10 protein-coding genes are annotated in these 15,438 nt (G+C 41.3%); 9 read left to right on the forward strand and 1 reads right to left on the reverse strand.

Annotated elements, in window-relative coordinates; translation table 11 throughout:
* The first annotated feature begins 164 nt into the window (after positions 1-164).
* From BJN41_RS00245 to BJN41_RS00280, 8 genes are all read left to right on the forward strand, one after another.
* Complete coding sequence (locus BJN41_RS00245; protein WP_070152050.1) at positions 165-1,037, forward strand: MetQ/NlpA family ABC transporter substrate-binding protein; 873 nt, start codon at positions 165-167, stop codon at positions 1,035-1,037.
* 74 nt (positions 1,038-1,111) lie between these two features.
* Positions 1,112-2,137 (forward strand): methionine ABC transporter ATP-binding protein, encoded by a 1,026-nt coding sequence (locus BJN41_RS00250; RefSeq protein WP_070152053.1) that lies wholly within the window; start codon positions 1,112-1,114, stop codon positions 2,135-2,137.
* Positions 2,134-2,829, forward strand: coding sequence for a methionine ABC transporter permease (locus BJN41_RS00255; RefSeq protein WP_019837998.1), 696 nt, complete (start codon positions 2,134-2,136; stop codon positions 2,827-2,829). Before BJN41_RS00250 ends, BJN41_RS00255 begins: the two co-directional genes overlap by 4 nt.
* 189 nt (positions 2,830-3,018) lie before the next feature.
* Positions 3,019-6,582, forward strand: a complete 3,564-nt coding sequence (gene dnaE, locus BJN41_RS00260; protein ID WP_070152056.1) for a DNA polymerase III subunit alpha — start codon at positions 3,019-3,021, stop codon at positions 6,580-6,582.
* A gap of 28 nt (positions 6,583-6,610) precedes the next feature.
* Positions 6,611-7,459, forward strand: a complete 849-nt coding sequence (locus BJN41_RS00265; RefSeq protein ID WP_070152059.1) for an RNA methyltransferase — start codon at positions 6,611-6,613, stop codon at positions 7,457-7,459.
* Positions 7,452-8,261, forward strand: a complete 810-nt coding sequence (cysE, locus tag BJN41_RS00270) for a serine O-acetyltransferase (protein WP_019838001.1) — start codon at positions 7,452-7,454, stop codon at positions 8,259-8,261. The genes BJN41_RS00265 and cysE overlap by 8 nt, the downstream gene beginning before the upstream one ends.
* Before the next feature lie 141 nt (positions 8,262-8,402).
* Positions 8,403-9,305: an ABUW_2363 family tetratricopeptide repeat lipoprotein gene (locus BJN41_RS00275; protein ID WP_070152063.1), complete on the forward strand. Its 903-nt coding sequence runs from the start codon at positions 8,403-8,405 to the stop codon at positions 9,303-9,305.
* A gap of 127 nt (positions 9,306-9,432) precedes the next feature.
* The gene (locus BJN41_RS00280; protein ID WP_070152065.1) at positions 9,433-11,427 is read left to right on the forward strand and encodes an esterase/lipase family protein; all 1,995 of its coding nucleotides are present in this window, start codon (positions 9,433-9,435) and stop codon (positions 11,425-11,427) included.
* Positions 11,428-11,708: 281 nt separating this feature from the next.
* Here the strand turns inward: BJN41_RS00280 and BJN41_RS00285 are convergent, their stop codons facing one another.
* Positions 11,709-11,888: a hypothetical protein gene (locus BJN41_RS00285; protein WP_019838006.1), complete on the reverse strand. Its 180-nt coding sequence runs from the start codon at positions 11,886-11,888 to the stop codon at positions 11,709-11,711.
* Positions 11,889-12,605: 717 nt separating this feature from the next.
* On the opposite strand from BJN41_RS00285, the gene mutS reads away from it, so the two are divergent.
* Entirely contained in the window at positions 12,606-15,245 is a 2,640-nt protein-coding gene (gene mutS, locus BJN41_RS00290) for a DNA mismatch repair protein MutS (RefSeq protein WP_070152068.1), read from the forward strand.
* Positions 15,246-15,438 lie beyond the last annotated feature (193 nt).

A 15,438-nucleotide genomic window follows, 5' to 3' on the forward strand; every position in this document is an offset into this window, starting at 1 on the left:
TGATTGAGCTGCATGCAGACTTTTTTCAATACTCAAACAATACCTACAACGTATTTGGGAAACATGCAAAATCTTCATCATGCGATTCCATCCATCTTGCTGATTTAATCTTTCTCAATCATTGGCAACTTTAGGCACGGCTTAAACTTGCTCGGGATATATTCATGAAAAAGCTCCTTGGTCTTGTACTTGGTCTTTCAGTTGGCTTGGCTGGCTGTGGCAAACAAGATGCGCCTGCGACTGACGCGGCACAAAAAGATTCTTCTGCTCTACACACTGTCACTATGGCATCGACTGGTTCAGATGCAGATATTTGGCGTTTTATTGCCGACTTACCTGAAACCAAAGCAGCAGGTATTCAACTTGAGGTGAAAAACTTCACCGATTACGTGTCAATGAACACAGCGGTAGCAAATAAAGAAATTGATCTTAACGCATTCCAATCTTATGCTTATATGGTTGCGTTTAATGCCAACAATAAAGATCAAATTGCACCGGTCGCAACAACTTACTTAGAGCCAATGGGTATTTACTCAAGCAAAGTGAAAAAGTTGGATGAGTTCAAAACGGGCGCAACGATTGCTATTCCAAATGATGGTGCCAATGAATCACGTGCGTTGTTATTACTTCAATCGGCTGGTTTGGTTAAACTGAAAGATGGTTTTGACAATGTTCAAGGTACGCCTGCAGACATCGTAGAAAATGCCAAGCAAATTCAAATCAAACCGATTCAAATGGCAACGGCTGTACGTGTCAAAGATGAAGTCGATGCAATTGTTTTGGGCAACACCCTTGCAATGGAAGGTGGTTTAAACGTACTGAAAGATTCAATTTATTACGAGCCAATTGACCAAAGCACAAAAATGAATATCAACATTCTGGCTACTGCTGCAGATCGTCAAAATGACCCAATCTTGCAAAAAGTAGGTGCGTTGTATCATACCGAAGCAGTGAAGCAATATATTGATCAGCACTTTGGCGGAACAAAAGTTGCGGTAAATAAACCTGTCAGCTATTTCACTGAAGCAGCAAAATAGTAATATAATGCGTTAAACAAAACAGGCAAAGCGAACTTTGCCTGTTTTTTCATTTATGGACATTTCTTGACGATATGATTGAATTTAAAAACATTTCAAAGCACTATCAGCTCAAAGGTCAAACACTGCGTGCGTTGGATCAAATTAACCTACAAATTCCAACAGGCAGTATTTTTGGCATTATTGGCTATAGTGGTGCAGGTAAAAGTACCTTAATCCGCTTGATCAATTTGTTGGAGCGTCCAAATGCTGGGCAAGTCATCATTCATCAAAAAGATTTTACTGCACTCAATGCTCGAGAATTGCGTCATGAACGTGCCCATATTGGGATGATTTTTCAGCACTTCAATTTATTGCAGACTAAAACTGTGGCCGCCAATATTGAAATGCCGATGAAACTTCTCGGCTGGAGCAAAGCCGAACGTGAAAAACGTTTAAATGAATTGCTTGAGTTTATTGATTTAAAACATAAAAAAGACGCTTTTCCCGATGAGCTTTCAGGCGGGCAAAAACAACGTGTCGGTATTGCGCGTGCACTCGCCAATCATCCTAAAATTTTACTTTGCGATGAAGCCACTTCTGCACTTGATCCGCAAACCACTAAATCGGTGTTGGAACTACTTAAAAAAATTAATCAGGAACAAGGCATTACCATTGTAATGGTGACCCACGAAATGGATGTGATTGAGTCTGTTTGTGATTATGTGGCGGTGATGGAACAAGGCAAAGTGATTGAAACAGGTTCAACACTGGAAATTTTTAGTCAGCCGCAACATCCAACCACCAAAAGTTTTATTCAAACGGTTTTACAGCAACAATTGCCAGTTAATATTCTGCATAACCTTGAAAACCAAAATCAGCACAGTATTTATTGCCTGAAGTTTTTAGGAAAATCTGCTCAGGAAACCGTGATTCAGGCCGTCATTAAACAGTTTGATATTAGCCTGAATATCCTGTTTGCCAACATGACTGAAATAGATGGCGCAGTGATTGGGCAAATGTTTATTCAATTATTGGGCGATACTGCAGAAATTCAGCATGCTATTGCCTTCTTGGAAAGTAGCGGTGTACAGGTTGAGCAGTCAGGAGTACAAGCATGAGAGATTTAATTGTGCAGTGGCTGACTTCGCTGACTGCTCTATTTTGGAAAAGCTCATTATCCATTGACCAGTTTGTTACAGCTTTGCAAGAAACCTTTCACATGGTGTTCTTTGCCATGTTGTTTGGTTGTATTTGGGGTTTTATTCAGGGCATTACCCTTTTGGTCACTCGTCCAACAGGAATTTTACCTAACCGTGTGATTTATCATGGCCTCAATCCCATTGTAAACGCACTACGCTCTCTGCCATTTATTATTTTGTTGATTGCGGTCATTCCCTTAACCAAGCTCTTGGTTGGTACATCTATTGGAACTTGGGCAGCGATTGTACCGCTAACGATTTATGTCGGCCCATATATTGGCCGTTTGGTGGAAACTTCATTACTTGAAGTGAATGAAGGTATTGTCGAATCTGCACAGGCGATGGGGGCAACGCCATTACAAATCATCTTCAAATTTATTTTACCTGAAGCACGCAGCTCACTCATTTTAAACCTAACCACAGCCACCATTAGCTTGATTGGCGCAACTGCGATGGCAGGTGCAGTCGGTGCAGGCGGGATTGGTGACCTTGCTATTTCTTATGGTTATCAACGCTTTGATAGTAGTGTCGTGATGCTAACCGTAGTGGTCTTATTAATTTTAGTGCAATTGGTGCAAAGTTTAGGTGACTGGTTATCTAAGCTCAGATAAAACAATGATCATTCAATAGCGAATAACTTAGCCTGTTCATCCCACTCGGTGAAACGTCAAAAGTTAACGCATAAAATGAAAAATTGTGTTAGCGGGTAAAGATCACTTCACCACAGAAAAACACAGCAGCGTGTTTTGTCTTGAGCAGAGCATGCTAAACTAACCCGTGATTTTTTAAGGGACTGATTCATGCGCTTTGTTCATTTAGGTATACATACAGAATTTTCGATTACCGAGTCGATTGTACGCATACCTGACTTGATTCAAGCTGCAGTCAATGAAGAAATGCCTGCTTTGGCATTGACCGATCTCTCTAACCTACACGCTGCCGTAAAATTTTATGGCAAATGTTTGGGGCAAGGCATCAAACCAATTTTAGGTTCAGTGCTGCGTTTAAATGATGCCGATCATCGCGTGACTCTATTGTCGATGAACAATCACGGTTGGCGTAATCTGACTGAATTGGTATCCCGTGGTTATATTGAAGGTCAGCAACTCAATATCCCTTGCGTCAATAAAGCATGGATTTTAGAACAAGCCGATGACCTGATTCTGTTACTCGGTATTCAAAGTGATGTCGGCAAAATGCTGATCACCTCCAATCCGCAAAAAGCCGAACCTTTGCTGGAAGAATGGATTGAAAAATTTGGCAATCGGGTTTATTTAGCCCTGACCCGCACAGATCGCCCTGATGAAGATACCTTTATTGCTGAAGCAGTTAAATTAGCTAAAAAATATAATATTGGCGTGGTAGCACATAACGATGTGCATTTTATTCGCCGTGAAGATTATGAAGCACACGAAGCGCGCGTCTGCATCGCCGATGGTTATGTCTTAGGGGACAACCGTCGTCCAAAAACTTACAGTCCTGAGCAATATTTTAAAACCGCCGAAGAAATGACGGCACTGTTTTCTGACATTCCAAGTGCCATTGAAAACAGCTATCACATTGCCAAACGCTGTAATGTCACGCTGCAATTGGGTAAATACTTCCTTCCAGATTATCCAATTCCAGAAGGACACACCATTGATACCTACTTTGCACACTTGTCCAAGCAAGGTTTGGAAGAACGTCTAAATGTACTTTATCCTGTTGCACAGCGTGATGAAGACTGGGCTGAAATTCGCAAACCTTATGATGAGCGAATTGAATACGAAATTAATATTATTAACTCGATGGGCTTCCCGGGCTACTTCCTCATCGTCATGGACTTTATTCAATGGTCCAAAAATAATGGCGTACCTGTTGGGCCGGGTCGTGGTTCGGGTGCAGGTTCATTGGTCGCTTATAGCTTAAAAATTACCGACTTAGACCCACTGCGTTATGAACTACTCTTTGAACGTTTCCTAAACCCAGAACGTGTATCCATGCCCGACTTTGACGTCGATTTCTGTATTGCAGGGCGCGATAAAGTGATTGACTATGTGGCACGTACCTATGGACGTGACGCAGTATCACAAATTGCCACTTTCGGTACTATGGCCGCCAAAGGTGCAATTCGAGATGTCGCGCGAGTTTTAGGCAAATCTTATGGTTTGGYAGACCGTATTTCTAAACTGATTCCAACTAAACCTTTAGGACTCAGTCTAGAAGAATCGATTGAAGCAGAACCACAGCTGAAAGATGTGGTGACCAATCCATCTAACCCTGACTATGATGATGCTTCAGAAATTTGGGAAATGGCTTTAAAACTTGAAGGCATTACCCGAAACACAGGTAAACACGCAGGTGGTGTGGTCATTGCACCAACCAAAATCACCGACTTTTCTGCGGTTATGTGCGATGCTGATGGAACCGCCCGTGTTGCACAATACGATAAAGACGATGTTGAATCGGCAGGTTTGGTCAAATTTGACTTCTTGGGTTTACGTAACCTGACGGTTATTGAAGATGCAGTACAAAATATCAATAAACGCATCCAAGCCGATACACCGCTAGATATTGCCCATATTCCATTGGACGATAAAGACGCCTATTTAGTCTTTGCCAATGCCAACACCACAGCGGTATTCCAGTTTGAATCCGTGGGCATGAAAAAGATGCTCAAAGAAGCACGCCCAAGCAAATTTGAGGAAATTATTGCCTTCGTGTCCTTGTATMGTCCTGGCCCGATGGATCTCATTCCAGACTTTATTCACCGTATGCACGGTGGCGAGTTTGAGTATCTGCATCCTTTGCTAGAAGGTGTGCTTGAACCAACCTACGGCATTATGGTTTATCAGGAACAGGTAATGCAGGCGGCACAGTATTGTGCAGGCTATACCCTCGGTGGTGCGGACTTACTGCGTCGTGCTATGGGTAAGAAAAAACCTGAAGAAATGGTCAAACAGCGCCAAATCTTTATTGAAGGTGCCGCGAAAAAAGACATTGATGCCGCCACAGCCAACCATATTTTTGACTATATGGAAAAGTTCGCAGGCTACGGTTTTAACAAATCCCACGCGGCTGCTTATGCCCTCGTTGCCTATCAGACGGCATGGCTGAAAGCACATTACCCTGCCGAATTCTTGGCAGCGGTCATGTCGTCGGAAATGCAAAACACCGATAACGTGGTGTTCCTGATTGATGACTGTCGCCACAATGATCTGGAAGTTTTACCACCTTCGGTAAATATGTCTTTGTATCATTTCCACGCCAGCGATGAACGCACTATTGTCTACGGACTTGGCGCAATTAAAGGCGTGGGCGAACAAGCCATGCAATCGGTGATTGATTCTCGCCAAAAAGAAGGTCCATACCGCGATTTATTTGACTTCTGTCATCGTATTGATTTGAAAAAAATCAACAAACGAACCCTTGAAGCCTTAATTCGTGCGGGTGCATTAGACTGTTTAGGCATCGAACGCTCAAGTTTAATGGCACAATTGCCAGAAGCGGTACAAGCAGCGGAACAAGCACGTTCCAACCGTGAAACAGGCATCATGGATTTATTTGGTGAAGTTGAAGAAGTACAACGTAAGCCTGCCAAACCTGTAAAACCATGGTCAGATGAAGTCCGACTTAAAGGTGAAAAAGACACACTTGGACTTTACCTCACTGGTCACCCGATTGATGTCTATCGCAATGAATTAAAAGCCTTTATTCCAAGTAAAATTAATGAACTGACGCCAACCCGTCGTGGCGTGACCACCGTCTTTGCAGGCTTGGTGGTGGATGTCGCCAACTTCCCAAATCGGATGGTGGTCACTTTAGATGATGGTACGGCACGTATTGAAGTATCTGCCAACCATGAGCGCTTCCAACGCTTTAAAGATATTGTACAAACTGAAAAAGTGGTGGTGATTGAAGGCGAAATTTACGAACGTGAAGGTTTTGACCGCCCAATGGGACGCTTAACCAAAGCGTTTAGCTTGAATGAAATTCGTCAAAAACGCGCCAATAGTATTCAAATTCACTTGCATGCAGAACATTTAAGCAAGACCTTGAGTCAAGACTTACAAAATATGTTGCTGCCTTATTGTAATGTGGATTTATGCACGCATATTCCTGTTTTATTGCACCTTGACTATGCTTATGCCACTGCAGAATTACATTTGGGCATTCAGTGGAAAATCGCACCCTTAGATGAAGCCTTGGTCAAATTGCGTGACTATTTTGGTAAAGAAAGCCTGCATATCGAATATCAAGTGAAATCCAAAGCCGCGAAAGCTGTCGATGTGGCGAAACCTGCATCGATTGCTCCACCACCTGCTGATATGAGCATGGACGATGCTATGGATTTATACCATACCGAAGTTGATCAATACTCTTAATTAAAAACTTAACCCATCTGGATTTGTTATGAGTCAAACTGACAATGCAACTGTTGCCGCACACCTCTCCCACGTGCGTATTGTCATGGTAAATACCACCCTGCCTGCCAACATTGGCAGTGCCTTACGCGCTATGAAAACCATGGGGCTAAATAAATTGGTTTTGGTTGCTCCAAAAACCTACCCACACCCAGATATTGATGCTTTGGCAGCAGGTGCAACCGATTTAATTGAACAGATCGAAGTGGTTGAGCAGCTCGAAGATGCCATTGCCGACTGCCATTTGGTCTTTGGTACTAGTGCGCGTACTCGCACTATTCCTTGGCCACTCTTAGATGCACGTCCTGCAGCAAAAAAATCTTTAAATGCTGTGACGCTACATGGGCAAAATATTGCAATTATTTTCGGACGTGAGGATCGTGGCTTAACCAATGAAGAACTGGCGTTGGCGAATTATCACGTGACGATTCCTGTCAATGAGGAATATGGTGTATTGAATGTTGCTCAAGCCATTCAAGTGATTTGCTATGAAATGCGTATGGCTGCCATCGATATTGTCGGAAAAGTTGCCGATCCCGAAGCGACTATGCAAGTGACAGATTCTGAAGCGATGCAATGGGATGAACCGTTGGTCAACCACGCGCAAATGCAACAGTTCTACCCACATTTAGAAAAAATGCTGGCAGAAATTGAATTTATGGACCCAAAAAATCCACGATTATTGCCTTTGCGCTTGCGTCGGCTTTTTGGACGTATACAATTAGATCGTATGGAATACCATTTACTACGCGGTATTTTTAGCCGCGTACAAGCAATGAATAACGGTTCATGGAAAAAATCTACATCAACACTCGACGAGGATCAAACTAATGCTTAAACAGCTCAAAGAAGACATTCAAGCTGTCTTCGCGCGCGATCCTGCTGCTCGAAATACGCTCGAAGTCTTAACGACTTATCCAGGAATTCACGCATTACTGATGCATCGCGTGGCGCATGAATTATGGAACAAAGACTGTAAAGGATCAGCTCGTCTACTCTCGTCATTTAGCCGTTTTGCAACAGGTATTGAAATTCATCCTGGTGCAAAAATTGGTCGTCGCTTTTTTATTGACCATGGTATGGGCGTAGTGATTGGTGAAACTGCTGAAATTGGCGATGATGTTACCTTATATCATGGCGTGACTTTAGGCGGTACCACGTGGAATAAAGGCAAACGTCATCCAACTTTGGAAGATGGCGTGGTGGTCGGTGCAGGCGCGAAAATTCTAGGTCCATTTACCGTACATAAAAATGCCAAAGTTGGCTCTAATGCGGTGGTGACCAAAGAAGTTCCGGAAGGTGCAACTGCTGTAGGCAACCCTGCGCGCTTTATCATGAAAAATAAACCTGCCGATGATCAGGAGACACGTCGTCGTGATTATGCCGCCAGTATAGGTTTCCAACCTTATGCGGCAACACAAAATCAGTCCGACCCGATTTTAGATGGTATGCGTGTGTTATTAGATCGTTTAGAACAAAATGAAAAACGTATGAATTTGTTGTGTCAGCGTTTATCTTTACTTGACCCAAGCTTTAAAAACCAACAACAACACGCACATGCTTATAGCGCTGAAGAATTAAAAATAATTGAAGATGTTAGACGTGAATGTGAAATGCAATACAACTCAACGGACACTTAAAAAAGTTCGTATCACTGTGTAACAAAGCCCCATCCTTTGTATTGCATGTTCGGAACAGATTTCTTAGACTGACCGACATGCAATATTTTAATTCGACACAGTCACCTCTCACTTTTAAAATAAATTGAATGGAAGAACACCATGACCCTTAAGCCTTTGGCACTCAGTATTTTAGCTGCAACGCTCGTTAGCGCCTGTGTTGCACCACCAAAACAAGAAGCAGTCAAACCTATCGTATTTACCGAACCAGAATTAAGCGCACCATTCTATGCCTTAAATCCATTTAATTATGATGCCCCCCCACCATTTGAAATTAACCTACAGAAAGCAGCAGCACAGCCTGTGACTAAAATGGTAGTCACAAATCCAAATGATCCAAGCAAGAGCATTACCTTAGATCAAAACAAATTGATTGTACCTACGCTCAATAACAATTCCCGTAGCTTGAAATTTGCGGTTTTGGCTGGTGACAACGAAATCGATATCACTGAAATTGATGACTTCTTACAACTGGTCGAAGGCAAAGCTCGTCACTATCCGCCACGTTTTAGCGAACGTCAAGAACGTCGAGGTTTTGAGGCGAAGCTCAAAGAAGTGACTCAACAACTAGACACTTTAGCAGCCAATGAAAATGCCTCTTTTGATATTTTGATGCGAGCATTTAAAGCCAGTGTTATGGCGCGTAACCTAGACTTAGGCTCTATTTACACCACACGCTCACTTAACTATGCACAGCGTATTTTAAAAATAAATCAGGAAGATGCTGAAGCGAATTTCTGGTTTGGTTTTGGTCTGTCTGAAGGGGGTGGTCATCGTGAAGCGATTCCTTATTTAGACAAAGCCATGAAAGCAGGTGTGCAGGAAGCTTATTTGTCTGCGGCAAACAACTACATTGCCATGGAACAAAAGAAAAATGCAGTACAAACTTTGAAAAATTATAAAATCAAATACCCGCAAGAAGCCGAAGTGGCTGACCGTTTAATTGCTGAAATTGAAAAGCAAGGTCGTTGGAATGTTTGGCAAGTAATCGCGCCACGTACTTGATTAAAGATCGATACAAAATAAATCTAAAATAGACCGTTCCGACGGTCTATTTTACTTAAGACGCAATTGAAAAAGCTTTAAAAAAACGTATGATGGAAAAAATCTTAAAAATTAAGCTAGACTTTCCATGAATAAAATTGTGATTGCTGCATTGCTCAGTACAACATTGCTGTCTGGTTGTCAGGTGGTGAGTGTTAAAAATCAGGCATTAAAAGTCAGCATTGCCAATGAACGCGATAGTATTTTATCGCGCAAAAAACTGAGTGAAGCAAGTTTAAATGTCTTGTCGATGACAGGACGTGAGGCGAATCTTTGTGCCGAAAACCCTGAAGAATGTGTAGATGCTCTGAAACAAATCCCACAAATTCAGGATGAACAACTGCTCTCAACCGCCAGTGAATTATATTTAGCGAAAGCGATTGGACTTGAAAATTCATCGTCCTGTAAAATCAGTATTCTGAACAGTAAAAGATCGGAAGAACAACAAAAAATTAATCAGGCCAATTATGAACAATGTTTAGATCAGCAATTACACATGCTCGATCAAAGTATTCGTTATAGTTACGCCTACATGTTTAAAACTAAACGTGCGCCACAAGACCGTATTTTTGATAACAGACAAGTCCAAATTCGGGACTTTTATAACCAAGCGATTGCCAAATTGGTCAGCAGCTATGCGCTGCGCTATAAACACAATGAATTACAACAACAAATTCGTGTTGGCAACAGCATTTACGATATTGATTTTGATTACTACCCACAGCTGAAACAGCAAAAAATTCAGCAATTGATGTCAACCTATAACCTGAACTTTTCGGGTTTGCGCTCGGTCACCCGCCGTGATGGTTTTGGGTCTGAATTTCTAGTGGTACTACCTGAAAATCCAAACGATGATTTGAGCAACAGCAAATATATTATTGATCCCCTAAAATATGATTATCCTGCAGGAAAAAATCCAAACATTCATCAAGCACGTTATTTAGCCGCGACCATCACTGCAGAACCGCATAGTGCCAATTCTATTGAAGATATTTTAAATCGACCCCATTTTAAGCTCAAAGCTTATGATCCGTATAAATATGAGTCCGCTCAAATTGCGCACAAGCAATACCCACTTGCCGCAAACTTTTCTGCTCCTTATGGCTTGTGGTTAGCGCAAAATAATTTAGGTAAATCGGCATATTTGTCCTTAATTGATCGTGAAGAACGACTCAGTATGCCGCATTTGTACTTACTTGAACCGTATAATCCGAATAAGAAGGTCATTGTGCTCATTCATGGTTTGGCCAGTAGTCCTGAAGCGTGGATTCGCTTAACCAACGATATTATGGGCGACCCTGTTTTACGAGAAAACTTCCAAGTTTGGCAGGTCTTTTACTCAACTAATATGCCAATTTTAGAAAGCCGTTTCCAAATTTACGCTCTACTTCAACAAGGCTTTAACCAGGTTAGCCCTTCTGCTGCTGCCAAAAAAGATGCTGTAGTGATTGGACACAGTATGGGCGGTATTTTAGCGCGTTTGTTAGTCAGCGATAGCGACTTAACTCAACCTGCCATGCAAATGCTTAAAAACCGAAGTCTTGAACGCTTTAAATCTGATCCTTTGTTGCAAGCACGGTTGCGCCTTAAACCCATCACCAATTTTAACCGTGCAATATTCTTGGCTGCGCCGCATAAAGGTACAGAGTTTGCAGACCGCTGGTTTACCCTAGCTGCACGTAAAATCATTCGCTTACCGACAGCATTTTTAAGTGCCTTTGCTGACACCTTACAGCAACATGAGGTCGATTTAAAAAATCTGACTAAAGAAATTGGGCATAGTGTCATTCAAAATGGGCCAAGTGATTTAAGTAAAAATTCCAAATTTACGGAATTAACTGAAGATATTTTGCCTGTAAAAGGATTTAAATATCACAGTATTATTGGCAATAATACTGACAGCACAGACTATCAATTAATGAGTGACGATGTGGTGCATTACAACAGTGCGCACTTAGATGGTGCTGTTTCAGAAAAAATTATTAAAGGCGGACATTCAATTCAGGAAACACCAGAAGCCGTATTGGAGTTGCGACGTATTCTTAGATTACATTTACAAGATTTAGGTCTGTATAAACCGTAATTGGTTACAGCAAATATAACCGAAGTCTAAGTGGCTTCGGTTTTTTAAGTCATGCAATTTCACAGCAATATTAGAACGGTGCTTGCAACACATAAGCTTAGATCAATAGCTCGTTAAATTCTGCAACGCTGCTTGGCAAATAATCAAATAAAGATTCAAGACCAAATGTTTTGAAACAACAACAAAAACCCATGATCACATGGGTTTTTGAGTCATTAAAATCAAATGCGATAAATCAGTCATCTATCAATTTCATTGTAAATAAACTTATACTGTTGTGCTTAGTCGATTTCTTTTAGGCACACTGCAGACAAAATTGGTATACCAAAACATGGAAGCAATAATAAAATCCAGTATTCAACGACAGTAGCTTCACCACTGATCATATTGATAAATATTCCACCAATGATTAATACCGCTGCAATTAAACCCAAAAAAATTCCAAAAAATCTTGCAGGCATTTTACGTCCTCTGAACATACGAACAAAAGTGATAAATACAGTATATACTTTATAATTAAATAAGATATTATTTTTTAAGCAAAGATGAACAAAGCAATACGATCCGCTGCATTAGAGGTGTCAATATTGCGCATATTGAAGTATGGTCTTAATAAACTTGTTTATTTGCCTGATAGGATACGCGTAGCATCTCTTGCTTTGGTAGTAGTTGAGGTTTTTCCATAGTACGGATTGTAACTAGAAATAAGACCATCTATAGCATAATGTTACAACATCTCCTACTTTCTAAATGAATACCTAGAAAACAATTGCTAAGCAAATTCATCAAATTTTATTATCCTGCATATTTAACACTCGACCCCTCAAATATTTTTTCAACTCAATGCAATTAAAATTGGTAAGTGTTTTATGGATGGACATCAAGCAAATGACTCTACAAATCATACATTTTAACGGCTAAACTCTTTGAGCTATGCGATATTATTTTTGAAACCTTAGGCTTGCTGTTTATGAGCGATTTTTTGGCTGTGTGCGACCAAACACACCCGATCAATTGAATATTATCCACATAAAAGCACAAACCGCTCTGCATTTTACTCACTTTTTAGAGCATGCAACAATGACATGCTGGTTCACTTATTTAACCAAGATGCCGTAAAATAAGCTATTCACAGACTTATATTTAAATTACGCCTCAAATTAAAGGATTTCAACTGCATGAACATGACAGAAATCATGGCTGACCTATCTTCCCATACTCCAATGATGCAGCAGTACTTAAGAGTGAAGATGGAGCATCCACATTCTTTAATGTTCTATCGCATGGGCGATTTCTACGAATTGTTTTTTGATGATGCTCACAAAGCCTCCAAACTTTTAGGCATAACCCTCACACATCGAGGTAAAACCAGCGGCAAGCCTATTCCAATGGCAGGCGTGCCCTATCATGCTGCCGAAGGCTATCTCGCTCGCTTAGTAAAAAAGGGCGAAACCGTGGTAATTTGTGAGCAAATTGGCGAAGTGACAGGCAAAGGTCCTGTCGAGCGTGGAGTGGTACGGATTATCACCCCTGGTACTCTCACCGATGATGCCCTACTGAACAGTCATCAATCTTCCAATTTGGTTTCGTTATGCTTACAACAAAACCAAATTGGTATCGCATTACTAGATTTAAGTGCAGGGATTTTTAAAGTTCAGCAAATGGAATATTTGCCTGAACAACTCACGATTGAACTTTCGCGTTTAATGCCGAGCGAAATTGTGTTCGATGAAGATATTGTCGATCCAAATATCATTGAACAGGTTAAAAAGCAGCTTGACTGCCCTGTGACCAAACGTCCGAATGTCGATTTCAACCTGAACAATGCGCAAAAAACGCTTTGTGATCAATTTGCTGTATCGACACTTTCAGGTTTTGGAATTGATCATTTACCCTTAGCCAAAGCCGCAGCGGCAGCGTTAATTCACTATGCCAAAGAAACCCAAAAAACGGCTTTGCCGCATATTCGCAGTATTCAATTAGAACAAAGCAGCGATTTTATTGCGCTTGATCCTGTAACCCGACGTAATTTGGAATTAGTCGAACCATTATTTGAACACGGGACTTCTTTATTCCAACTCATCAACGATTGCCAAACTGCCATGGGCAGCCGTTTACTGAGTCGTGCCTTGATGCAACCTTTGCGTGATACGGTATTGTTAGATGCAAGACTAGATGCAATTCAAACACTCATACAAGGTTATCATGAATCTCCAGTGCGTTTGGTGCTCAAAGAAATTGGTGATATTGAACGCGTATTGAGTCGTGTCGCGCTCGGTAGTGCGCGCCCACGTGATTTAGTGCAATTGCGTCAAGCTTGTGCGCAAATTCCCTATTTACGTCATGCCTTACAGCCCATTGTTTCTACGCAGCAATCCACACTCATTCAAAGTTTGAATGAAGAACTGGGCAATTTTCACGGGCTACATCAACGTCTAATGCAGGCAATTGTAGAAAATCCACCTGTACTATTGCGTGATGGCAATGTCATTGCAGAAGGTTTTGACAGTGAACTCGATGAACTCCGTAAAATACGTGATCATGCAGGGCAATTCCTGATTGATTTAGAAATCAAAGAACGCCAAGAAAGCGGTATCCCAACTTTAAAAATTGGCTACAACCGTGTCAGTGGCTACTACATTGAACTCACTCGCGCCCAGGCCGAGCAAGCACCTGAACACTACATTCGTCGTCAAACCTTAAAAAATGCAGAACGCTACATCACTCCAGAGCTAAAAAGTTTTGAAGATAAAGTCTTGTCTAGCGAGTCCCGTGCTTTAGCACGTGAAAAAATGCTGTTCGAAATGTTATTGGATGAATTACGCCAAGACATTGCTCAATTACAAATGATGAGCAGCGCGATTGCACAAATTGATTTGTTGGCTAACTTTGCCCATCAAGCACGTTTACGCAGTTGGGCGCGCCCTGAATACAGCCCTGAAATTGGAATTAAAATTACAGCAGGACGTCATCCTGTTGTGGAAGCTTTAAGCAAAACTGCATTTACACCAAACGATACTTTACTCGACTACAATCATCGTTTGGCAATTATTACTGGACCGAACATGGGCGGTAAATCCACGTATATGCGTCAAACGGCACTGATTGCCCTACTGGGCTATTGTGGCAGTTATGTGCCTGCCMAAACTGCCGTATTAGGCCCTATTGATCGCGTGTTTACCCGTATTGGATCTGCCGATGATTTATCGACAGGCAAATCGACTTTTATGGTAGAAATGACTGAAACTTCACAAATTTTACACCATGCAACCTCACAATCTTTAGTGCTGATGGATGAAGTTGGACGCGGAACCAGTACCTACGATGGCTTATCTTTGGCGTGGGCATGTGTGTTGGATTTAAGCAAACGCATCAAATGTTTATGCCTATTTGCAACACATTATTTTGAATTGACCGAATTAAGCAAAGAATCAGGTGTAGATAACTACCACGTTACTGCAAAAGAAATGAACGGAAACCTGATTCTCTTGCACAAAGTACAACAAGGCCCAGCCAGTCAAAGTCATGGTTTACAGGTCGCAAAACTGGCAGGTATTCCAGCCAACGTCATTAAAGAAGCACAAAACCGCTTAAGAATTTTAGAAAAGCAGCAGCACAAAAATGTGAATTTGGCCGTTCAGGATGATTTATTCGCCCCTGCTACCAGCTTGGCAGAAGCTGAAATTATTGAACGTGTGATTGAAGTGGAAAAACCATCACCTGCTTTAGATTTATTACGCAGTATAGATGTCGATAATTTAACGCCACGACAAGCGCTGGAACAATTGTATGCTTTAAAGGAACAATTGAACGCTTAGCCGCTGTTATTTCTACAATATTTTTACCAAACAAAGACTCTTAATTGAGAGTCTTTTTCATTTATAAGTTTTTTTGATGGTTTTATCCCCCTTTTATCAAATTTAGCAGCACTGTCTATATCAAATATCAGTAAAAGCGATTGTTAGTTGTGGTGATTTTTGCCTAAAATAGACTATTCTGAATTAGAACCAT

This window comes from Acinetobacter towneri (genome assembly GCF_001758345.1).
GTDB lineage: Bacteria > Pseudomonadota > Gammaproteobacteria > Pseudomonadales > Moraxellaceae > Acinetobacter > Acinetobacter towneri_A.

Excerpts from the sequence above, each read along its gene's own strand:
- BJN41_RS00250 (WP_070152053.1), top strand. The coding sequence starts at position 1,112 with ATGATTGAATTTAAAAACATTTCAAAGCACTATCAGCTCAAAGGTCAA.
- BJN41_RS00285 (WP_019838006.1), bottom strand. The coding sequence starts at position 11,888 with ATGCCTGCAAGATTTTTTGGAATTTTTTTGGGTTTAATTGCAGCGGTA.
- BJN41_RS00265 (WP_070152059.1), top strand. The coding sequence starts at position 6,611 with ATGAGTCAAACTGACAATGCAACTGTTGCCGCACACCTCTCCCACGTG.
- BJN41_RS00280 (WP_070152065.1), top strand. The coding sequence starts at position 9,433 with ATGAATAAAATTGTGATTGCTGCATTGCTCAGTACAACATTGCTGTCT.
- BJN41_RS00255 (WP_019837998.1), top strand. The coding sequence starts at position 2,134 with ATGAGAGATTTAATTGTGCAGTGGCTGACTTCGCTGACTGCTCTATTT.
- BJN41_RS00275 (WP_070152063.1), top strand. The coding sequence starts at position 8,403 with ATGACCCTTAAGCCTTTGGCACTCAGTATTTTAGCTGCAACGCTCGTT.
- BJN41_RS00245 (WP_070152050.1), top strand. The coding sequence starts at position 165 with ATGAAAAAGCTCCTTGGTCTTGTACTTGGTCTTTCAGTTGGCTTGGCT.
- cysE (WP_019838001.1), top strand. The coding sequence starts at position 7,452 with ATGCTTAAACAGCTCAAAGAAGACATTCAAGCTGTCTTCGCGCGCGAT.